This window comes from Pseudomonas sp. 22490, from assembly GCF_052044465.1.
Lineage (GTDB): Bacteria > Pseudomonadota > Gammaproteobacteria > Pseudomonadales > Pseudomonadaceae > Pseudomonas > Pseudomonas aeruginosa.
The window spans coordinates 101,086-120,513 of sequence record NZ_JBQENS010000020.1; the positions used below are offsets into that span (position 1 = coordinate 101,086).

General features: G+C 62.0%; 22 protein-coding genes and 1 tRNA gene. All 23 read right to left on the reverse strand.

Translation table 11 applies throughout. The features are described 5' to 3' along the window. Positions 1-10 precede the first annotated feature (10 nt). The 23 genes from ACTJJX_RS21465 to ACTJJX_RS21575 all read right to left on the reverse strand — a co-directional run bounded on the left by ACTJJX_RS21465 (position 11) and on the right by ACTJJX_RS21575 (position 19,167). Entirely contained in the window at positions 11-2,740 is a 2,730-nt protein-coding gene (locus tag ACTJJX_RS21465; protein ID WP_023082500.1) for a host specificity factor TipJ family phage tail protein, read from the reverse strand. After that, on the reverse strand, positions 2,712-3,119 hold the full coding sequence (locus ACTJJX_RS21470) for a hypothetical protein (RefSeq protein WP_023082501.1): 408 nt from the start codon (positions 3,117-3,119) through the stop codon (positions 2,712-2,714). Before ACTJJX_RS21470 ends, ACTJJX_RS21465 begins: the two co-directional genes overlap by 29 nt. 4 nt (positions 3,120-3,123) lie before the next feature. Then, on the reverse strand, positions 3,124-3,615 hold the full coding sequence (locus tag ACTJJX_RS21475; RefSeq protein WP_023082502.1) for a DUF1833 family protein: 492 nt from the start codon (positions 3,613-3,615) through the stop codon (positions 3,124-3,126). Beyond that, positions 3,599-4,066 carry a hypothetical protein gene (locus ACTJJX_RS21480; RefSeq protein WP_023082503.1) on the reverse strand — a complete coding sequence of 156 codons (468 nt, stop codon included), beginning with the start codon at positions 4,064-4,066 and terminating at the stop codon, positions 3,599-3,601. Before ACTJJX_RS21480 ends, ACTJJX_RS21475 begins: the two co-directional genes overlap by 17 nt. Continuing rightward, complete coding sequence (locus ACTJJX_RS21485) at positions 4,063-7,074, reverse strand: tape measure protein (protein ID WP_031668854.1); 3,012 nt, start codon at positions 7,072-7,074, stop codon at positions 4,063-4,065. Before ACTJJX_RS21485 ends, ACTJJX_RS21480 begins: the two co-directional genes overlap by 4 nt. Then, the gene (locus tag ACTJJX_RS21490) at positions 7,074-7,691 is read right to left on the reverse strand and encodes a DUF6246 family protein (protein WP_016852772.1); all 618 of its coding nucleotides are present in this window, start codon (positions 7,689-7,691) and stop codon (positions 7,074-7,076) included. Before ACTJJX_RS21490 ends, ACTJJX_RS21485 begins: the two co-directional genes overlap by 1 nt. Next, positions 7,688-8,683: a phage tail tube protein gene (locus ACTJJX_RS21495; protein ID WP_023082505.1), complete on the reverse strand. Its 996-nt coding sequence runs from the start codon at positions 8,681-8,683 to the stop codon at positions 7,688-7,690. Before ACTJJX_RS21495 ends, ACTJJX_RS21490 begins: the two co-directional genes overlap by 4 nt. 14 nt (positions 8,684-8,697) lie before the next feature. Then, positions 8,698-9,072 carry a phage tail termination protein gene (locus ACTJJX_RS21500; protein ID WP_003127992.1) on the reverse strand — a complete coding sequence of 125 codons (375 nt, stop codon included), beginning with the start codon at positions 9,070-9,072 and terminating at the stop codon, positions 8,698-8,700. Further along, a complete protein-coding gene (locus ACTJJX_RS21505) occupies positions 9,069-9,473 on the reverse strand; it encodes a hypothetical protein (RefSeq protein WP_023083735.1) in 405 nt (134 codons plus the stop codon). Before ACTJJX_RS21505 ends, ACTJJX_RS21500 begins: the two co-directional genes overlap by 4 nt. A gap of 1 nt (position 9,474) precedes the next feature. Beyond that, positions 9,475-9,795: a hypothetical protein gene (locus ACTJJX_RS21510; RefSeq protein WP_023082507.1), complete on the reverse strand. Its 321-nt coding sequence runs from the start codon at positions 9,793-9,795 to the stop codon at positions 9,475-9,477. Beyond that, positions 9,792-10,193, reverse strand: coding sequence for a DUF7370 family protein (locus ACTJJX_RS21515; RefSeq protein WP_023082508.1), 402 nt, complete (start codon positions 10,191-10,193; stop codon positions 9,792-9,794). Before ACTJJX_RS21515 ends, ACTJJX_RS21510 begins: the two co-directional genes overlap by 4 nt. Positions 10,194-10,478: 285 nt before the next feature. Next, a complete protein-coding gene (locus ACTJJX_RS21520; protein WP_023082509.1) occupies positions 10,479-11,570 on the reverse strand; it encodes a major capsid protein in 1,092 nt (363 codons plus the stop codon). A 15-nt stretch (positions 11,571-11,585) separates the two neighbouring features. Next, positions 11,586-12,035 carry a hypothetical protein gene (locus tag ACTJJX_RS21525; protein WP_023082510.1) on the reverse strand — a complete coding sequence of 150 codons (450 nt, stop codon included), beginning with the start codon at positions 12,033-12,035 and terminating at the stop codon, positions 11,586-11,588. A gap of 3 nt (positions 12,036-12,038) precedes the next feature. Next, the gene (locus ACTJJX_RS21530; protein WP_023082511.1) at positions 12,039-13,316 is read right to left on the reverse strand and encodes a hypothetical protein; all 1,278 of its coding nucleotides are present in this window, start codon (positions 13,314-13,316) and stop codon (positions 12,039-12,041) included. 3 nt (positions 13,317-13,319) lie between these two features. Further along, positions 13,320-14,171 carry a phage minor head protein gene (locus ACTJJX_RS21535; protein ID WP_199861421.1) on the reverse strand — a complete coding sequence of 284 codons (852 nt, stop codon included), beginning with the start codon at positions 14,169-14,171 and terminating at the stop codon, positions 13,320-13,322. Positions 14,172-14,205: 34 nt separating this feature from the next. Beyond that, the gene (locus ACTJJX_RS21540; protein WP_023082513.1) at positions 14,206-15,576 is read right to left on the reverse strand and encodes an anti-CBASS protein Acb1 family protein; all 1,371 of its coding nucleotides are present in this window, start codon (positions 15,574-15,576) and stop codon (positions 14,206-14,208) included. Positions 15,577-15,578: 2 nt separating this feature from the next. Continuing rightward, the gene (locus tag ACTJJX_RS21545; RefSeq protein ID WP_023082514.1) at positions 15,579-15,776 is read right to left on the reverse strand and encodes a hypothetical protein; all 198 of its coding nucleotides are present in this window, start codon (positions 15,774-15,776) and stop codon (positions 15,579-15,581) included. Next, positions 15,776-17,239, reverse strand: coding sequence for a phage terminase large subunit family protein (locus ACTJJX_RS21550; RefSeq protein WP_023082515.1), 1,464 nt, complete (start codon positions 17,237-17,239; stop codon positions 15,776-15,778). The genes ACTJJX_RS21545 and ACTJJX_RS21550 overlap by 1 nt, the downstream gene beginning before the upstream one ends. Then, positions 17,229-17,708 carry a DUF2280 domain-containing protein gene (locus ACTJJX_RS21555; RefSeq protein ID WP_023082516.1) on the reverse strand — a complete coding sequence of 160 codons (480 nt, stop codon included), beginning with the start codon at positions 17,706-17,708 and terminating at the stop codon, positions 17,229-17,231. The genes ACTJJX_RS21550 and ACTJJX_RS21555 overlap by 11 nt, the downstream gene beginning before the upstream one ends. 31 nt (positions 17,709-17,739) lie before the next feature. Further along, positions 17,740-18,363 (reverse strand): putative metallopeptidase, encoded by a 624-nt coding sequence (locus ACTJJX_RS21560; protein WP_031668856.1) that lies wholly within the window; start codon positions 18,361-18,363, stop codon positions 17,740-17,742. A gap of 30 nt (positions 18,364-18,393) precedes the next feature. Further along, on the reverse strand, positions 18,394-18,678 hold the full coding sequence (locus tag ACTJJX_RS21565) for a phage holin family protein (RefSeq protein WP_003101053.1): 285 nt from the start codon (positions 18,676-18,678) through the stop codon (positions 18,394-18,396). After that, positions 18,671-19,039: a putative holin gene (locus ACTJJX_RS21570; protein WP_023082518.1), complete on the reverse strand. Its 369-nt coding sequence runs from the start codon at positions 19,037-19,039 to the stop codon at positions 18,671-18,673. Before ACTJJX_RS21570 ends, ACTJJX_RS21565 begins: the two co-directional genes overlap by 8 nt. Positions 19,040-19,091: 52 nt before the next feature. Then, positions 19,092-19,167 (reverse strand) — tRNA-Thr (locus ACTJJX_RS21575). Positions 19,168-19,428: the final 261 nt, after the last annotated feature.

A 19,428-nucleotide genomic window follows, 5' to 3' on the forward strand; every position in this document is an offset into this window, starting at 1 on the left:
GTGTGTGCGGTCAGTTGGGGGCGCTGGCGTTGTCGTAGGTGTAGACCCTGGGGTCGTAGTTCACCGCACGAACAGATGCCGCGGTATTTCCGTTGGGATCAATGGAACTGATCAGGGCCGGGTATGGATTTCCCAGCAACAAGTGCGGCGGCTCGATCTCCCAGGAAACATCGGGGACGAAATCGATGCTGGGAATGCTCAGCCGGTAGTCGTCGATCCGAGATGCTGGGTAGCCACCGGAAACCGTTCCGTCTGGCCGGCGCAGGTACAGCGCTGGAGAGCTCAGCAGCGACCAATCGAGCGGCTCGCTGGACTCGATCAGCACCGAGTTTCCCGAGATCACGAACGATTTCAGATATGCGCTCTGCGCCAGCCCAGGGCCTGGAACATCGCCGGCGAGAGCCACGTAATCCCAGAACTCGCTGTTCAGCGCGTCGAGGCCGGTATCGAACGAATACTCTGTTCGCCGGTATCGCTGTGCCATCCTGCGGCGCATCCCGTAGCGCCAGGCTCGGTCGCGGTTTGTGACGCCGACAGCCGTGATTTTCTCGACCTTCCGACCGACATCGCCGGGCAGGCGGCACTGGACGGTATCTTCGATCCAGCCGTTGGCATTGACGAACTCCACATCGACTCCGTCGTAGTCGTCCTCCGACGGAGCGCTGATGCTGATCCTCAGTGGACCATCCATGTTCTGCGGCGAGTACATGTGCCCGAACGTTGTCCTGGGCTCGTCTCTGGCCGCAGAGATCACGCCGCGTTTGATGGTCTTCTCCGCATATCCGGCTGCAAGCACGTCATCCATTATCTGCGCGACCGTGACCTTGCCGTCCTCGTAGATCATGTCGAACGTGTCGCCACGGGCCTTCCAGATGGCGTCCAGCCGGTCGAGTTCTTCGAGATCGAGATCCGCATCGGTGTAGCCGCGCTCCTTCGCGATGTAGCAGAGGAACGGGACGATGTCTCGCGTAGCGATCTCGGGTGTCCATGCACCGCTCTGCCGAGTCGGTAGCATGCGAGTGGCCTCTACCGAGACGCGGCTTTCGGTCTGCGCCGCGATGCGGTCAGACGACCGATACCGAACAGCCATTACCGTGACGCCGGCGTAGGACGATGGAGCCTGGAGGCGCGCGCGCATCCCGTACCACTGGGTGCGGTCTCGGTACTCGGATGTTGAGTTGCCGCCCTGGTTGACGAACACTTTTCTGATGCGAAACTCGGGCCGCATCATGTACGGCAGCGGGATGCCGTCCGTAAAACCCTGCTGGTCGAGAGAACTGCCAGCATGGTTCTTGCTGACCGTCGTCCATGCGCCGCCGACGGCCATGTCTCGCCACTGGATGTCGTAATAGGTGCGGATCTGGTAGATCTGCCCTTCCCTGCCTACGCCGCACAGGCCTTCCGGGCAAAACACGTCGATCTCGACGAAGTTGGTCTTCTCCGATACAGGGCATGCAGGGAATGGCCCGCGCCAGCCCCCTTCTAGGCTGGTCGGATCGATGGTGACTCGGGACGTAGACGAGTTGAGAGCGGTGAATCCTGGCCAGTCAACATCGACACCACCCGCACTGGTCAGCCGCTCGACGGTGAGTTGCTGCGCGCTGTACGCCGTGATCCGATAGCGCAGCCCACGCGGGCCAATTGCTGCATTGCCGGAGCCGGTCTGCAACGCATTGGCCGGTGAACCGTTGCTGTAGTTGAGCGTCATCGACGTTGAGGTGATGTCGTTCACCAGGTAGAGGCCGCCGTTGGTGCCAACCACCTCGATCTCGTCGCCAACATCCAGCCCGAGCTGAGCGATATCCCCCGTCACGACGTCGCGATTCGTCCCGCCGCCATCGTTCACCGAATAGGGGTACATCGCCTCAACCCGCAGGATCGTCCCCGCAACCCAGTCAGAGGGGAACGACCCGGCTCCGGCAGAAATAATGATGTTCGTTCCGGAAAACGTGAACGTAGTTGCCGACGGGTTCGGGGTGAGATTGGAGCTCTCGGTCAGGTCCAGGCCGGCATTACCAGTTGAGCTCGCACCAACTTCCTCAACCAGGTGCCACCAGACCGATGCCGGGTGCCCGCTGACGTTCTGCCCTGGTTCGAAAATCTGGAACGAGGCATCGGCGCCAAGCGCCAGGAACGACGTGTCACCGATTTTCGCTGCCCCTTCGGCGATCTGGAACCGACCACGGCCAATACACAGGAGCATTTCGGTCCACTGCTCACGCGGACCGGCGAAATACTTCCGGGGCGGCAGGATGTAGTCGGGATAAATCAGGCGACGGCCAGCGACTTCGCGTATCGCATCGCCGAGCTTGACCTTGTTTCCACGCGCACTGGTTTCAGACAGCGACGCGCCTTGCCCTGGGTTCGTTGGCATGCCAGGCAATTGCGGCATGAGCATCCGAAAAACGGATTGCGCACCTTTGAACAGCGCTGCCGTGATCGTGAACGGATCGGTCCCGCGCGGCAGCTTGTAGATCCGGACGATATCGCCGCGGTCGATGATGCGCTCGGCCCACTCGCCAGGGTGGACGAATTCCTCATGCGCCTTTTTCTGCTTGTCGGTCAGGTCCCCGCAGAGCGCAACCTCGGCGGGGACAAAACCGATGGAGAACGGGTGGACATCGTGACAGCGGTACCCAGGAGAATTCGCGGTCAGCCAGGCATGAATCGTCATCCTGCGGCCGATCGGATGCCGCTCCAGCGGTTCTCCGTCAAGGAGCGATGGGTAGATTTCGATCACGGTAGAAGACCACCTTGGAATATTTGTCGGAGAACTTCTGGAGCGGGGTGAGCGACACCCCGCTTCCCGGGTTGATTTCGAGAATCCGCAGGCGACCATCCACCTCGACCAGCAGACCTACGTGATCGAGCAGACGCCCTCTATAGGCCGCGGCGATGACCCCAGGTCCTGGCTCGCATTGCTCGAGCGCGCGCTGGATCTCCATATCGCACGCCCGCTGCATCGAAACCGGGGTGAGTCGCGTGACACCACCGAAGTCGGTCAGCATCGGCAGTCCGAACAGCTCAACCCGCGCTATGAGCGTCAGGCCCCAGCAGTCCAGGCACGGCAGGGCCCGCCCGCCCTCGGTATAGATGGCGGTGAGGTATCTGTTCGGCATGGGATCAAGGCCAGTATTTGAGTCCGGGGAACTCGCTGACGTTGTAGATGTGGCGCAGCGCGGCGGTGTTGATGAGGTCGTAGTAACCGGCCTCGACCTGAACAGTGAGACCCTCGAAACCCGGCGTCTTGACCATCATGCGGTATGGCCGCTCAGCGGGCGCTGTGAGATCGCTCTCCAGGTACATCCGCAGGATCAGGGTCACATACTCGCCAGCCTCCAGGGCTTCGTTGATACGCTGCTGGGCGAATCCGGTCACGTTGTCGATTGCGAATCCGACGTTCTGGTTTCCGCTGTTGTCTCGCTTCGGAATCGATACGTCGATAGCGCCAGCGATGAACGTAAGTAGCCGCCCGTCTTCGGTCATGCAGGTGATGTCGTCATAGCCCTGGCAGATGAGGATAGGCTCCGGCCACGCCGGGCATGACAACTCGACCGTGGCGAGCTTCAGGTCTTCACCGCCGGAGGCATAGAAGCGCTCAAGAGCCGTCGCCATGTCGAGGCCACTCCCTGTTCATCGCGATGTCGAAGATGTCAGCGAGGAGGATGTACTCGGGCAGAATCTCGGCCCACCCTGGATCGATGATCGAGCGCTCTCGCATCACGACGGTTGCGTTGAAGCGCCAGTAGTCACGCCCGACGAGATAGCCACCGTCGTAGATCCCCTCGAAGTGCAGGTTGCACGGAACGATTCCTTCCTCCGTACGCAAATCGCACTCGAACCACTTGACGCCATCTTTCAGGACGTCTCGGTACCACCCTTTGAACAGCCGAGCCTGCTCAGCAGTGAACAGCCAGGAAACCTCCAGCGCGACCGGCACATTGCTGAAGTTCCGCCTGTAGCGTGCCCGGCCGCTCTGGAGGGACGTCCTGGCCATAGGCTCTACCGTCTTGAAGCCGTAACCCTCCCTGAGCGGGAAGGGAAGGCCATCAGGCCATTTGATCATCGCCCTGCCCTCTTGAATCCATATGCGCCTTCGATTGCTTTCGGGTAAAGCCCCTGGCCGGACGAAACCTTGTTGGCAAAGTCCTGTTCGACCGCATCGAGAGTTACCCGCAGGTTGTTCCCGTCCATGGTGGCGGTGGCGGAAACCGGAGGACCGTTGTTGATGATCTGCAGGCTGATCTGCGGCGAGCCCTGCGCGGTGGCGTCGCCGTTGCTGATCACCTCGCCTCGCGTGTTCGGCAGCATGTACTGCCGGCCATTCGCAGCCTGGAATACCTCTGGCGCGCCGTTCTCGTTGATCCGGTACATGCCACCAGCCCCTACGGGGCCGCCGTACTGTCGGCCGCCAGCGAACATGCCGAGCATCGCCGGGATAGCGGCCGCCATTGCGGTAAGGCCAGCCGTTGCCGCCCCGCCGAATGACGCTACCGAGGCGGCAGCGGCGGCTGGCGCGTAGGCGGAAGCCATAGCCGCACCTGTCGCCGCGGCTGTCGTCGCCGCAGCCGCCTGCTGGGCCTGCCCCATGATGAAGTTCTTCGCCTGTTCGATGCCGACCTTGACGAGGGCGCCCACGACCTGGTTCAGCATGGCGCCGGCCAGTTGCCGCATGGCGTCAGCACCGTTGTTCGCCCCGGTTATCAGCCCTGTCAGAGCGTTCGTGCCGGCCTGCTGCACCTGATCCAGCGTTGCCATGATCATCTCGTTGCCGGCAGCCTGGCGGCGGAATCGCTCCTCCTCCAGTTGCTTCATCGTGGCATCGTGCTGTTGCTCTGCCTGCGCCTTGAGTTCCAGGTAGCGCTGGTCCTCGAGCAACTTGGCCTCGTTCAGCTTTTTCAGATTCTCCAGTTCGGTCTGGTAGCGCTGGTCTTCGCCGGCGATCGGGTCCATCTGCCCCAGCAACTGCTTGTTGGCTTCGACCTGTTGCGCTTCGTACAGAGCTGCGGCGAGCGCGCGGACCTGGGCGACCTGCTCCGGCGTGGCGAATGGATTAAGGCGAGATTGCGCCCCAGCTTCTGCCAGTTCCTTTCCCTTCATTCCAGCCTGTGCCAGTTGCTGGGAAAGGTCTCCGATAGTCTTCTCATTGTCCAGGGCAGCGCGACGCTGCTCCTCCATCGACTTTTTGACCGTAGAGGCGGTATCAGAGGCTGACTTCTTCTCTTGCTTCCGTGCTTCGCTGTTGCGGAATATTTGGACAGCGAGACGCTCCGCCTCCGCGATCTCCTCTTTTGTGGCATCAGCACTGAGCTTTTTGCGCGCGGCAAGCTTCGCCCGTTCTTCACCCGCGAGAGCAGATAGTTCAGCCTCGTCGCGAAGATTCTGGAGAGCCTTTGTATCCTCCGGGTTTGCCTGGCGATCCGGGCCATTGCCGGATGGGGATGAACTCTTTTTATCCAGGGCAGCGTCGACGTCTGAACGCTTTTTCTGTAACTGGTCAAGTTCCTGCGTAAGCTCCTCGACCGCGCCCTGGATACGCACGGCATCTTCAGCATATCGATTGGCCCTTCGACCGGAGCCTTGGGCTTCTTTTGCTGCGAACGCATAGTTTTCCCCAAGCAGTTTGAGCTTATCGCTCACTGCCTGGATTCGCTTGTCGATGTCCAGTCGTGCAACCTTCAGCTGTGCCTGTCCAAGCTTTTCAACGGACAGAGTTAGAAGGTCCGTAGGCTCTTTCGCCTCCCGTGCATTCGTTGCAAATGTTGCGATCGCGGTTGCGGCCAGCAGAACAACCCCAAGCGGTCCGCCGAGGAACGCCATTGCCGCTCGAAGGCCTCCCATTACCACTGTCCCGGTGGTTGCTACACCATTCAGCGTTGTTTGAGCAGCCGTTAGTGCCCTTGTGGCGGCCAAGTCGCGCTCTTTAGCGGCGAGCAGCGCGTTTAGAGCTGTTGCGTGGGCATTCGAACCCCTAGCGGCATTCAAGTCCGCCTGAGCCAGAGCGACAGCCGCGGCGGCCGCCGCCTTCTCTGCCTCTGCCCGGCGCAGTGCACCTATAGCAGCATTCCGATCAGCTGCTATCTGCTCAAGCGTTGCCCGCAATCTTTGCACTTGGGCCGCACCTGCTGCATACAGGGAGGTAACTAGACGCCCAGCCACAACAGAGGCCAGAGAAGCTGCTGCGACTGTTGCAGTGTCGAGAAATGCTGCCATTTTTTCCGAGTCAAGCCCGAACTCAAGAAGCGCATCAGCAGCCGAAATAAGACCATTGGTGAAGGTTTGAAGGGCACCAGTCTGGTCTTCCAGCGAAACAAGGACTTGAGTAAATGCAGTGCGAATCCTGACCCCTGCATCGGTCAGGTTATTGGACATGCCGGCGGCTGCCTTTGAGTTCTCTTCCAAGGACTTACGTAGACCCTCGGTGAGCATTTGCGCCGTTAATTGCCCCTGCGCACCAAGACTCCTGACTTCCGCCCCCGTCTTACCTGCTGCGGCGCCGATATCCTCAATAACAGACGGGACTGCGCTGGAGATTGTTTCCCATTGGTCGGCAGAAACCTTGCCGGTGTTGATTGCCTTGGAGAACTGGCTGATCGCTGCCTCTGCTGCGTCCGCCTTGGTCGCATTGGTCACGAATGCATACGACAGCGAATCCATCACATCCAGTGCAGACGTTGTGTCGTATCCGAGAGCTTTCAGGCCCGCAGAAGTGCGAATGTAGAGTTCCTGCGCCTCTGATAGCGCTCGGTATGTCCCGTTGGCGGTACGGAGCAGTCTAGCCTGTACGTTTTCATACTCTTCCTGGCTTGCAGACGCCAGACGAACCCTGTCAGCCATCTCCTGATAGGACTGGACCATGCTGGCCATCTCGCGGAGCGCTGACGCCGCGATGATCGCCTTAATAGCCGACGAAAGCTTGGTGACAGTCGTGTTGAGACGTGCCGCCTCGCTATCAGCGCGCCGCATGGTTGCTTGCATCTGATCCAATGAACGGTCAGCAGCATTCGTGCCGTTTACGAGGCCAGAGGTATCCGCCTCGACGGTGTAGTAGATGCTGCCGACATTCTCAGCCATCAGGGTGCTCCTTTCGCCCGCGCCTTGCGCTTGGCCTCGATCTTGTCGAACCACTCCATCGTCGCGTCATGCTCTGCCGCGGTCGGGGCTCTGGCGCCCGGAGCGTTCGATTCGGTTGGGGGGTATTTCGCGCGCAGGGCGCCGATCAGGCCGGTCATGGTCATGGACCAGGCTTCGCGCTCGCTCAGCCCCAGGTGCGCTATCGCCGTCGCGACGTACTCCCGCGCAACGAATTCCCCCGAGTAGTTCGGCTCTTCGTCGTGGCGCCGGGGGAGCGGCGGAAGCGCCCCAGTGACGCCGTGCTTCAGCAGGCAGCGCGCGAGAGGCACAAGGTGCTCGACATCCGCAGTTCCTGGCCGGTAGACCAGGTCCTGGTCGTAGTAGCCAAACACGTCGGACAGGTCCTGCTCACTACAGGCCACCACCACGGCCAGGGCGTCCGCGAACTGGTCCGCCTGATGCTTCTCGGTGATCGGGTCGCTCATGACGCGCGCGAAGACGTCGACAATCTCGGCCGGCGTACCGAGCTGGGTCATGGCGTACAGGGACGGCCGCAGGAGAAAGCACTCCCCTGAGGCCGTGTGTACGCCTATCTCACCGATCTCGGTGAGGATCACGGTGCAGTAACGGTTACCGGAACGGTCACGCTCACCGACGGCCGCGCCGCACTGGTGATTTTCACCGTGGTGGTACCGACATCAACACCGGTCACCAGGCCGGTCGAGCTCACGGTGGCAATCGCCGGCGCCGCGCTTTCGTAGACCAGGCCAGGAGCCGCACCGGTCGGGGATACAGCGGCGGTCAGTTGCTGGGTGGCGCCTTCGGCGATCGAGACGGAGGTCGGCGAGACAGTGATGCCCTGCACCAGCGGGACAACCGTGACAGTTGCGGTATCGGTGACGCCCGGGGCGACGCTGGAAGCGGCGGTGATCGTGGCGGTACCGGCCGACAGAGCGCTCACCTCGCCGGTAACCGCGTTCACCGCGGCCACGGTCGGCGCACTGGAAGTCCAGCGCAGGCCTTGCGGAGCGCCAACAGGCAGCACGACGCCCTCGAAGTTGAAGCCTTCGCCAACGGTAAGCGAGAGGGTCTCCGGCACGACCTGAATGCTGGTCGGGTCCGGCGCATCCGCGTCGGGGGTATCCTCGACGATCAGGCCGAAGTCGGAAGCGGTCGCCGAAGCCTCGAAGCTGTAGGTGGTGACATCGTCGTACGGCGCGGAGCGACTGAGGTTGCTGATGAGCATGAATGCGGTGAAGGTCAGGTCCGGGAAGGTCATGCGCGTCCAGACAACAGGCTGTCCGCCGGTCGCGTCCGGCTTCACGACATGCTTCGTCAGGTCGATCAGGTTCTGCGCGCCGGCACCGGAGGCCTTCACGGTACCGTCACCGGAAATGGTCAGCGTCTGGAAACTGGCCAGGTTCTCCCGCAGTGCGCCAACCGAGTCGGAATCAGTCGCGTCGATGGTGTCCCACTCGACGGTGAATTCCTTCGTGCGGAGCGACCCAAAACGGCGCCAGTCATTCTCCGCCGGCAGCGCATCGCCGCACCCGATGTAATACTCGAGCACGACGTCGCGGCCCGGAAATTTGAGCTTCTTGCAAGCCATGTCTGGCCTCCTGATTAATAGAGAACTTCAAGGTCCAGGCTGTACCAGGCCCGGTTTTCGGTGGTGTATCCAGGCCCGATCGGCTCGCCGATTGCCCGAACAGATGCGGCGCCACAGGGGACGCTGTCACCAAGCGCTACCTGCGCCAGGGTCTCGATTGAGTTGCCGACGTCGACAACGTGTTTCCGGACGCCCTTCGGGCCGAGGAGGATCACCTTGAACCGCAGGCGACGAATGTCGACCTGAGTCGGGGGGCCGCCGGTTTGCTGGATCGCTGCGATGAATGCCGAGTCGAGCGAGGGGTGGTCGACCCACATCCCGCGGCTGTACTGGTAGCCCTCGCCCAGGATCGAAGCCAGCCAATCCTGGAAGGCGTCGTAGGGTGTCATACGCGGTAGGTCCTGCGGAGGATGGCCGGGATTGCTGGAATGATCTGGTCAAAGCCCTTCGTGAGAAATTCAGGCTCCGCATTCGGGTCCCAGTAGTCCCCCCGGCTAGGGTCGTTCTCGTCCCGCGGCTGGCCGGCGAGAGTGCCTGGCGCATCGTGGACTGCTGCTGCGTAGGCAGCGGTGTAACCGACGCTGCCCTCGACCCCGTTTGGGCCAACAGTGATCTGGGGGGCCGTTTGGCTGTTGACCAGAGTCGATGTGTCGATCGGTGTCATGGTCTGCGCCATTGCCGCTCCCTGGCTCAGCACCTCATAAACAGCGCGCTCGGAAACGCCGCCGGCAATGTTTTCGACAGCCACACGAAGATTCCGCCGGACGCGGTCGATGCCTTGGATTGCCATGTCAGGTCACCAGTAGAAAGTCCGGCTGCTCGCCGAAGAAGGACATGTCCCAGTTCGTCACCGAGCGAATCTCTTCCCAGCCGTTGGATCCGTCGAACTGGATCAGGTCCAGGTACTTCGGCCGGCGGTCCTCGGTGTAGATCTGGTGGCGCGACACGAACTCGGCGCCGTTGTTATCGCGGACCTGCTCACCTTTCGCTACCCAGGTGCAGGCGATCTCGTACTCGGGGCCGTAAACGGCCTCCTGGGTCGAAAGGTCGAAGTGCAGGAATGGCCGAACCGTCGCAGTGTTGGTGTAACTCCAATTCGCTGTCGTGCTCATGAGTCACCACACATGCAGCCACCGCGCGCGATCCAAAGACCGCCGTGTGCGGTCTGGGTTGGGTTCGGGGGAATCAGCCCCGTCGCACATCCGTACTTGTCCAGGGCGTTCAGCAAGGCCAACTGCGCCTTCCAGCGATCAGCAAAGGCCTGGTAGCGGAACGATCGAGAAGCGCCGGATGGTGCCGTCTGGCTGCTGATGTACTTGTCGGCCTGGGCCAAGGCGAATAGCGCCAGCAGGTAGGCCTGAATCAGCAGCGCGGTCGATGCCGGGTAATGGGCATCCATGCAGTCCTGGATCTGCTGCAATTGCTCGATCCACGCCGCAAGGATGAAATCGGGCACGTTGTCGATGCCCTGGCTCTGCAGGTACTGCCGGGCCTGTTCAACTGTGATCATGTCCGATTCCTGGAAGAAGAAGGCCCCATTTCTGGGGCCAGAAACGACGAAGCCGCCCGCAGGCGGCCTCTCGTCACGCACCGGTCACTCGGTTTTCGGCGGTCGCCCTCGGCGTTTCTGCTCGACATCCGAACTTGCAGCCGGCGTAGCTGCTTCGAGGACAGAATCACCGCCGAGGGGGCGCACGTTGGGTTTCAGCGACGGGTGAAGGTGCTCCAGTTCCACCACGTCGCCCACGCTTACGCCATGCCAGGCGCGGGTCACTTCGTAGCGCACGTCGCCCCCTTACGCCAGGTTGGCGCCGTAGATCACGCCGGACAGACCTTCGTCGTCCTTCTTCACCTGGATGCCCATGGCGCTCATGATCTGGAAGTTGTAGTTGACCTGCGGCAGCGGGCGCGGCAGCGGGATAACACCGGTAGCCATGCCGACCAGCGGGGTAACCACGTCACGACGTCGCTGATAACCCAGGAACTCGTTGCCCGACAGGGCGAACGACTGGCGAATGGCGCGAGCCGGGATGAACGGGGTGATCAACTGCAAAACAGTGCCGCCGCTCAGGATCGTGCTGCCACCGATTGCCACGGTTGCCGGGCGGTTCATGTTGCCCCAGATTTCCGGGGACACCCACAGCACATCGTAGGCATCGACCTTGTTGTTGCGGGCGGCCTGGCCGAAAGCGCCGGTGGTGAAGAACGCAGCCAGTTGCTCCTGGGTGGCAGTGGTCAGGTCGATGTTCGCGCCGCCGGCGCCGGAGCCCAGGTTGACCTTGATGGTGTTGCGGTGATTGCGCAGCCCCTGAGCCGGGTAGTTCTCGACCTGGATGTTGGTGGCACCGTCCAGGGTGTAGGCAACGATCCGCTTGTTGAACTTGCGGAGCTTCGCAGCCTGCGAGTCCAGAACCAGGTCGATGCCGACGGTGTTCATGCCGGCGGCATGGCGCCAGTTGACACCGTAGCCGGCGGTGAATACCGGGATCGGGTCGCCGTCGGAGTTGTACTCGGTGTGATCGAAGGAGTACGGGGCCTGGCCATCGATGCTCACCGACACATCATCGGCGATGTCGCCGACCACGTTGTAGAGCTTGGCGGTCTTGCCGATCGGAAGCACGGTCTGCACCTGCAGGAGATCGTTGACGATCTCCATGCCGGTTTCCTGGTTGCGGTACTGGATGATCTGGGCGTCGACCTCGGCCCAGAACTCACGCCCCAGGCCGGCGAGCGCGTTGCAGGCCAGCATTTCGGGGGTCATGGCGCCGCGGTGGTGGGTGATCATCGCGGCGTTCTGGTTGTTCCAGATGTTGCGGTTGGCCTGCAACTCCTGGAAATGGCCCATCAGGCGGGGATGGGCGGCGATTGCTTGCTGGGTGAGGAACATGTGTCCGTACTCCTATTAGGGCGCCGGGGCGGCGACACTGCCGACACGGAAGCGGATGCGGATGAAGTCCGTTTGGCCGGAGGCGATGACTGCATCGTCCTGGCTGTAACCGAGGACCGTGTCGGTATCGCTCGACGCGATGGCACCCTGGCCACTGGTTCCGAGCTTGATCGGCGTGTCCTTCTTGTAGGTACCGGCCGGGCACAGCACGGCGAGTTCGCGACCCTCTTCGACGTAGTTGCCCACGGCCGAATGGCCGACGGGAACCGCATCGCGGATGTTGAGGCCTTCGTGGTGAGCGCAGTCGATGACGTAGAGTCGGCCAACGCTTGCGCTTGCCTGGGCGAACAGGTCGCTGCCATTGATCACGGCGAACGTGCCGGGCAGGAGTGCCGCGGCGGTCTTGCGGGTTTCGGTCTTGAACAGCGACTTGCCGTCGATGTTCACGCGACGATAGCGAGACATGGCTTACTCCTTCGGCAGGTTGTTGATATCGGCGGTGAGACCGCCTTTGTCGGTGGCGGCATTGGCGCCCAGCGGGGCGGACTCGCCGCACTGCTTGAACATTTCCTTGAGCGCGTCGCCGGCCAGGCTGTTGGCGATGACCTCGCCGAACTTGGCCTTGACCGCTTCACGCATGCTGTCTTCCTCGGCGCGCTGGTTGGCGGTCAGCGTGTCGGCCAGGGCCTTGTGGTTGGCGACCAGGCCGTCGACCTTGTCGGCCAGGGGCTTGATGATGGTGTCCGCCAGTTCCTTGATGGCGTTGGAGGTGTTGGTGCCGATTTCCTTCACGATTTCGGCCTTTTCTTCGGGGGTCAGGGGCATGTCGCCCTCCTTCTCAGGTTGATCAGGCCGAGCCTGACGATGGGTGAAAATGTTCTTGATGCTGTTGGCCACCATGGCGACCCAGGACTCTTGCCGGACAACGGGCTGGCCGGACTCGTCGAAGACGATCTTCCCTGCCTCGACCTTGTAGCCGTACACCTCGGTCACACCGCCGTTGAGGCTGATCACGGCCTGGGAATCAGTGAAATCGGCAACCCATGCGTACTGATCGGGCCCGGAGGCGAATCGCTCCTTTGCGGCTCGGTCCAGGCGCTGCTCACGCTCCCGGTAGGACTCGCCAACCAAGGCGCCGGAGTTCGGCTGAAGCGGCACAGCCTGGTCCGCGTTCACCATGAGGCCGACGCCCTGCTCAGGAGTGGCCGCCCCTACTTCGTGCAGCAGGATCGCGTCGTGGTCCATGCTCTGGATGTCGGCGACCCACTCCGCGCCCTGGGCGCGCTGGCTTTCGTTCGGCTCGATGCGGTTGAGGAATGCTGCAACGCTGGTATGGATCGGGGGAACGTCCTCCCCCTTCTCCAGCGCCTCGACGCGCTGCAACAGTTCACGACCGCCTTCCGTGGACTTGGCGAACTCGACGTCGACCCACTTCTCCATGTAGACCCGGTTGCCGGACTTCTTCACGTTTCGGTTCCAGGCGCCGATATGGCCGACGTTGATCCCTTCAGGGGAGAACGCCGAAACGAACTTCCCATCGACCATCGGGTGGCCGAGCGGCGCGAGCGTTCCCTCCAGCCCTGGGTAGTGCTTGTCGATCTGCTCGGCGGTGTAGAGACCACCGTTCATGACCACCCCGGCCGGCAGGGTGTAGCTCGGCAGAACCAGGTGTTCGCGCCCGTTGTAGGTCTCACGTCGAATACTGGCGCTGTTGACCTGGGTGGTGATGTTGACCTGCATGGGCATGGCTCAATCCTCTTTCGCCCAGGGCCCGCGCCCTTTGGCTTTCATGACTTGGTAGTTGCGGCGCGCGCGCTCGACGATGGCCGGGACAACCGGGTTCCCTTCGTCATCGACCAGTACCTCGACCTGGCTGCACTTGCAGTTGATCGAGTTTCCGTCTCGGCTGTACCAGTCCCTCAGCTCGTCCGAGGTGTAGAGCCTGGCGTGCCTGGCCGCATGGGTTGCCCTGGTACTGGGGGACAGGGCCGACATGTGCATCAGCTTCGACTGGACGCCGTAATCGGCCTCAGCAGCGTCTTTCTCGTCCCAGCGGGCCCTTCGGAGTGCGGTAGTGACCTCGGTGCGGGCGATGCGATGGCCTCGACGCGCCTCGATGCCGCTCTGGGCGGTCAGGTCCCGTGCAATCTCCCGGGGATTCTTCCCGCGCCCCATGCCTTCGGCGAGGATGCGCGCCATGTCGGCCTTGACCTGGCCCGACAGCCCCTTCATTTCCTCGAACTCCCGAGCGCGAAGCAGCGCCATGCGCGCGCGGTAGGCGTCGGATCGGAGGAGCACATCCAGCGACTCCCGGCCAGCGCGATACGCCGGCGACTGCTGCGCCAGGTTGGCGTGGGTCTGCGCAGTCCCGCGGATGTAGGCAACCCCGACGTAGGACTCGAAGAACCAGAGGTCACGCTCTCCGCCTTCTTGCAGGATCTCGTCGACCATCAGGTTGGTGTCGGCGAAGATCGCGGAGAGAAGAGCCTGGTCGAGACGGTAGGTGTACTGCTCGTTCACCACCGGCTGGGCCGGGATTCGATCCAGGGCGGCCACGTAGCCATCCCTGATCTTCCGCATGCGCCTGTCGAACTCGCGCATTGCGCCCCTTTCCAGGCGATCTACCCCGGTCGGGTCACTGCCGTTCGCCGGTAGGATCGGTGCGCGCGGCATCTTCATCCTCCGGTTCGGTGTCAGGCAGCGGATCGCCACCCTCGAGCGGGTCGTATCCAGCTTCTTCGCGTATTTCCTCCGCCGTGAACACGGGCTCGCCAGTGCCGATCGCGGCGCTGTTGATCTCGCTCATGGTCTTGGAGTTGGCCAAGCGCTCGGCCTTGGTCGGCACGGTGAGGTCATCCCAGATCGCGGTGAACTCAGCCTTCAGCGGAACCACGCCGATGCGCATCAGGTGCGCGAACAAGTCGTTGATCTCGAACGTCAGTTCTTGCACCCGGCGCGCCTGGCATCTGGCGTTGTGGTACTTCTGGTCCTCACTGCTCGCCCGCTCGCCGGTCTGCATGCCCACCAGAATCTTGGTCGGGATGTCGACGCCGGCGGCGGCGGTCTGCAGGTTGACGTTGTACGTGGGGCTGGGGTCCGAAACAGCGGACACCATCTGCGTGACGGTCGCCCCCTGGGTCGGGAGCAGGACATCGACGCCGAGGTTGAGCTGGCGCGCTGCCTCGTTGAAGCGCTCGTTGAGCGCATCGAGCGTCACGCCGTAGGTGCTGGCGATCTCGCCGAGGTTAATCTCCTTGTCGAAGTTCAGCAGGAGCTGGCGTGCGGCGTTCTTCAGGAACGATTCGCCACTGCCTCCCTCGACCTTCTCCAGGCTGATGAAGGAGTTGTAGGCAGGCTCCAGGAAGCCGATTGCATCGCCGGTCCAGTCTCCGAGGATAAACACCCGATCCGGATGGATATCCCGCACCAGACCGGGACGACCGGCTTGGGAAGCCTCGGTGTATTCCCACATGGTGGGCTGCCCGTAGGTCTCGCTATCCGGCTTTTCGTCGAACGACTTCGGCTTAAGGCACCCAGCCCAGGCCGGGGTGACCTTCGCCAGGCCATTGACCTTGCCCGAAACAGGTCTATCCCAGGGCTGGCTGTCCCTTATGTGGAGGAGCAGCCCGGAATACCGACCCACCAAGCGGCGCCGGTCGGCTTCGGAGACAGCCCGCCAGAACCTGCCGCCTGCGATCAACGGCTTGTTCTTCCTCTCCCACTCGGTCTCGTCCTTGGAGCGGTCCTGATCGTCGCCCTCGATGACCTGCGGATTTGTCTTCCAGCACGTGGTGACGATCTTCTCAACCGCGCCATGGGCGATGCCGCCCCGCCGGTACATGGTGTACAGGTCGTTGAACGTGATTTCCTGAGGGAAACCATACTCGCACCATGCCTGCGGGCGCTTGGCGTCATGGCCGATGCCCTGGTTCAGCAGGCTCATTCGCGCACGCGCGACAGCACTGCTCATCGCGTGATTGACCGCGAGGTCGAGTTTGTCAGTCATGGTCAGTCCGATTTCAGGATGAGGCCTGGCTTGTCCGCCTCGCGGACCAGTTCGACAGATGAGAGGTTGGGGTCACGCCAGACCATCGTCCCTTCGGCGCCAGCGTTCTCGACCGCCACGGTGCGGGCGCAGGACGTGCAGCGAGCACGGACCACCATGGAACGGCTGGTTGCGCGCTCCTTGAGGATGAAGATGGCCATCAGCGGGCTCCAGGAAGAAGGATGCCAAGCGGCGCGGCTCCGCCCAATTCGGTCAAGGCGTAGACCATGGCATCCAGCCGGTCCGGCGACTTCTTCGCCGTCGCGGGGATGTACTCCATGAGCTGGTTCTCCAGCAGATAAAGCGCGCCTTGGTGAGCCACCCTGCCTTGCTCGTACAGGGCGGATATCGGCTCAGCACGGGCGAACTTTCCCTTGTTGGCATGGATTCGGATGATTCGCCCCTTGAAACCCGCGTTCTTCAGGGTCTCTTCCGCCATGTCGCCGCCTTGGTTCGTCTCAATAACGATCGCGTCGGCCTGGTGCTGCTCGTATGCAGCCATAGCCTTTTTCGCCCAACCGGCTGGTGAGTATTTCCCACTGTAATCGCCATCGACCGAGAACTGGCGGGAGTCACCAGCACCGTAGGAACTCGCGGCCACGATCCCAGTTTCGTCGCTCTCGTCGCTGTTGGTGGCCTGAGGATCGATGGCCACCACGCACCGCTTGCGGTCGGCCCTGATCTGCAATTGATGCGCCGCATTGATCAGTTGCTCGGTCCACAACGCCCCCTCGGCGTTGAACCGCCGAGGTTTCTGCATGTACTGGGCTTCTGCGGTGCGTCGATGCGAGAAAAGCGCTGTGCGGTGGCTCTCGTTGTGCTTGAAGGGCCATAGCCAGCCATCCGGAAGACCATGCTCGACCGGGATTCCGTGAGTGTTTTCCGCTGGGTACGGCTCGCTGTTGTCGATGATCACTGGCAGGTTGAGGTGATGCCACATCTCCCCTGACCCGCCTCGCAGAAGGTAGCCGCTCAGGTCGTGGTAATGGATCCTCTGCATGATGACGATCATCGGCGTCGTTTCCAGCGCCAGGCGGGACTTGATCGTCTCGTTGAATCGGCTATTCACGCCGTCACGAACAGTCTCGCTGTATGCATCGTCCGGTTTTACCGGATCGTCGATGATCAGCGCGCCCTGCCATCCAGGCTCCATGTGGCCGGCGCGAAACCCTGTCACCTGGCCGGCGGCGGACGATGCATAAACCCCGCCGCCATGCTCAGTCCACCACATGGCCTTGCTGTCGGCGTCATCTCGCAGCGACATAGGCCACATGGCCTGATACGCCGAGGACTTCACCATACCGCGCGCCGTACTGGAGTTCAGTAGGGCCAGATTGTGCGAGTAGGACAGGTGCATGAACCTGGCGCGGTTGTTCAGCGCCAATCCCCGGCCGATCATGTTGATCGTCGCCAGCTCGGTCTTTGTGTATCCAGGAGGCACGTTGATGATCAGGCGCTGGATCTCACCATCCACCACCCTATCCAAAGTCTCCTGGATCACCCGGTGATGCGGCGCGACGATCATCTTCGAACCCATGCGCTGCTTGAAGAAGTAGCGCGCGAAGTAAAGGCCGTCCGCCTCGCACTCTACCTTTCGAGCAAGGGTAATGGGGTCAGCAATCATCTTCCGCGAGCATCTCTCGGCGAGCCTGCTTGTAGTCCTCCCTGGTCAAGGCGGCGACTGCCACCGGCGCGCCATTCGGACCAGAGACTTCGTGCTGGTGCTTGTTCGTATAGACGCCACCAGACTCCTTGGCGGCCTGCTCGTAAAGCTGGGCAGCCAGGGCCATGTTTCGCATGCCCTCGGCGCGCTCAGCCATCCGACCCAATGCCCTCAGTCGGTAGGCGCGGTTGGCGATCGGGATGTCGGCGATCTCCTCGCGGAAGCGCTTGCGGGTGTCCTCGAAGAGGATCCGCCACTTCGCGGCAAGGCCCTTGCTGCACACCTTGTTCGGGTCGTGCGACTCGATCTGCTGCCGACTGACCTCGATGCCGAATTCCTTCTTGACCGATTCCGCAACCTGGGATGGCGTATCGAAACAGGCCAGCGCCTGAACGATGAACGCCTTCACGTCGCTGTTCAGGGTTGCCATCGTTTTTCTTCCTGTCATGGGCCTGTCGTGGCTATGCCGACTTCAGCAGGCACGTACCGCAGGCTCTCGAAATGTTAATTTTGGCCACCTCTGGAGGCCTGCTAGCAGCGTCGATGAGATACTGCACGTCCTTGCTTGGGCCGTACCGCCTCACCACGCCGACGAACTCCTCGACGTCATGCCCGCGGAGCTTCAGCTTTGGAAAGCCCTCCTCGGTGAACTTGGGCTCGCCATATTGGTTGTGCTCTTGGCAGATGTGGTAGAGCTCATGCTCGACCAAAGCACAGAACTCCAGGTCGGAGCACTGGGAGCAGTAGTCGGCAGCCAGGGTGATGACGAAGCCCGGTACTTCGCCGAACCAATCGATCATCTGTTGCTCTTGCCGGGCCTTCTGCCAACCACCTGCGCGGAATATCACCGCCTCGGCCTGGCCTACCACGGTTCTACCTTGCTTCTCGAAGCATGCGGACGCCCACAGGAAACGTAGCGGTGCGTCGATCAGATGAGCATGGTCAGGGTTGTGCAGCTCGCCACCCTCGCCGAGGATCGCAGCCTGCACCCATTCGCCCACCTCGGGCGCTGGCTGAAGCCTGGTACCGAGCATCGATAGCTCGGTCAGCTCAAGCAATGCGGGTGGCGGCATCGGCCTCTCCATGCTGGTCAATCCTCATATCCCTCTGATCGATCAATACACCCTCAGAATGTGGGCCAGGTTCCCCCGTGCACGACACACAAGGCCGAGCAGGATCGCCAGCACCAGGGTCAGCCAGGGGGAGACAGGATTCAGTCTGTAGCCGTGGAGTGCATCGAGCATCACGCTCAGGGCGAAACACCCACTACCAACACACAGCAGGTATGCGAGCCAGGACACTCCCCGGCGATACCTCGCGCCCTGTCGGCGGTATGTCGCCAGACGCATGCAGATAGCGCCGCAAATCATCGCGGCCACCAGAGTCCAAGGGTCAACCATTACGACCTCCAAAGCGGTCCGCTATGAAGCGGAGCCAACCAGGCGTCTTCCCCCCCTGCACCCACTCCAGCAAGCTGGTGCCCACTGCGACGCAGAACAATGCCCCGCCACAGGCGATAAGGCCTGATGTTCTGGCCCACTCCCGCCCGATGACCTCGCCGGCGACGTAGTAGCCAACGATCCAGGACGCAGCGAAGTAGCCAAGGCGAGCCCAGGCCGAGATGTCCTTGGCATACACCACGAAGAAGATAGCCCCAGCAAAAGCCCCGATCACTGCATTGGCATCAATGCCAGGGATCAACGCAGACGCACCAATACCGACCAGGCCGGCGACTGCTACCGCACCACTCGGCTCGGCCATTTCACGTACTCCAGATGCAGAAAGCCCAGGTCGTTGCCTGGGCCTTGTAGTGTGGTGCCGGCAGCAGGAGTCGAACCCGCAACCCTCTGATTACAAATCAGCAGCGCTCCCTGTTGCGCCATACCGGCGTACTTCAATGCCGAGCACCTTTACTGGCGCGAACCGGCAGATCTTTCTTGCAGATTGGATATCGTCGGGGTGGATGAGAATTGCGTGGATCGGCTTGCCACGTCGCCCAGCCTGAAGGAGCCAGCGTCTTATGCGATGCTCGAGATTCATCCATACCCCGGAAACGAAAAAGCCCCGGCATTTGCCAGGGCTTCAGAGTTACCGATCCTCACAACGCGCAAGATCGGCAGGATGGTGATATAATCGGCCACGCGGCCATC

Coding starts and splice junctions, on each gene's coding strand:
- ACTJJX_RS21540 (WP_023082513.1), bottom strand. CDS start 15,576: ATGACTGACAAACTCGACCTCGCGGTCAATCACGCGATGAGCAGTGCT.
- ACTJJX_RS21525 (WP_023082510.1), bottom strand. CDS start 12,035: ATGTCTCGCTATCGTCGCGTGAACATCGACGGCAAGTCGCTGTTCAAG.
- ACTJJX_RS21530 (WP_023082511.1), bottom strand. CDS start 13,316: ATGCCCATGCAGGTCAACATCACCACCCAGGTCAACAGCGCCAGTATT.
- ACTJJX_RS21570 (WP_023082518.1), bottom strand. CDS start 19,039: ATGGCCGAGCCGAGTGGTGCGGTAGCAGTCGCCGGCCTGGTCGGTATT.
- ACTJJX_RS21565 (WP_003101053.1), bottom strand. CDS start 18,678: ATGGTTGACCCTTGGACTCTGGTGGCCGCGATGATTTGCGGCGCTATC.
- ACTJJX_RS21555 (WP_023082516.1), bottom strand. CDS start 17,708: ATGGCAACCCTGAACAGCGACGTGAAGGCGTTCATCGTTCAGGCGCTG.
- ACTJJX_RS21520 (WP_023082509.1), bottom strand. CDS start 11,570: ATGTTCCTCACCCAGCAAGCAATCGCCGCCCATCCCCGCCTGATGGGC.
- ACTJJX_RS21475 (WP_023082502.1), bottom strand. CDS start 3,615: ATGGCGACGGCTCTTGAGCGCTTCTATGCCTCCGGCGGTGAAGACCTG.
- ACTJJX_RS21560 (WP_031668856.1), bottom strand. CDS start 18,363: ATGGAGAGGCCGATGCCGCCACCCGCATTGCTTGAGCTGACCGAGCTA.
- ACTJJX_RS21500 (WP_003127992.1), bottom strand. CDS start 9,072: ATGACACCCTACGACGCCTTCCAGGATTGGCTGGCTTCGATCCTGGGC.
- ACTJJX_RS21550 (WP_023082515.1), bottom strand. CDS start 17,239: ATGATTGCTGACCCCATTACCCTTGCTCGAAAGGTAGAGTGCGAGGCG.
- ACTJJX_RS21485 (WP_031668854.1), bottom strand. CDS start 7,074: ATGGCTGAGAATGTCGGCAGCATCTACTACACCGTCGAGGCGGATACC.
- ACTJJX_RS21505 (WP_023083735.1), bottom strand. CDS start 9,473: ATGGCAATCCAAGGCATCGACCGCGTCCGGCGGAATCTTCGTGTGGCT.
- ACTJJX_RS21510 (WP_023082507.1), bottom strand. CDS start 9,795: ATGAGCACGACAGCGAATTGGAGTTACACCAACACTGCGACGGTTCGG.
- ACTJJX_RS21515 (WP_023082508.1), bottom strand. CDS start 10,193: ATGATCACAGTTGAACAGGCCCGGCAGTACCTGCAGAGCCAGGGCATC.
- ACTJJX_RS21480 (WP_023082503.1), bottom strand. CDS start 4,066: ATGATCAAATGGCCTGATGGCCTTCCCTTCCCGCTCAGGGAGGGTTAC.
- ACTJJX_RS21470 (WP_023082501.1), bottom strand. CDS start 3,119: ATGCCGAACAGATACCTCACCGCCATCTATACCGAGGGCGGGCGGGCC.
- ACTJJX_RS21495 (WP_023082505.1), bottom strand. CDS start 8,683: ATGGCTTGCAAGAAGCTCAAATTTCCGGGCCGCGACGTCGTGCTCGAG.
- ACTJJX_RS21545 (WP_023082514.1), bottom strand. CDS start 15,776: ATGGCCATCTTCATCCTCAAGGAGCGCGCAACCAGCCGTTCCATGGTG.
- ACTJJX_RS21535 (WP_199861421.1), bottom strand. CDS start 14,171: ATGCGCGAGTTCGACAGGCGCATGCGGAAGATCAGGGATGGCTACGTG.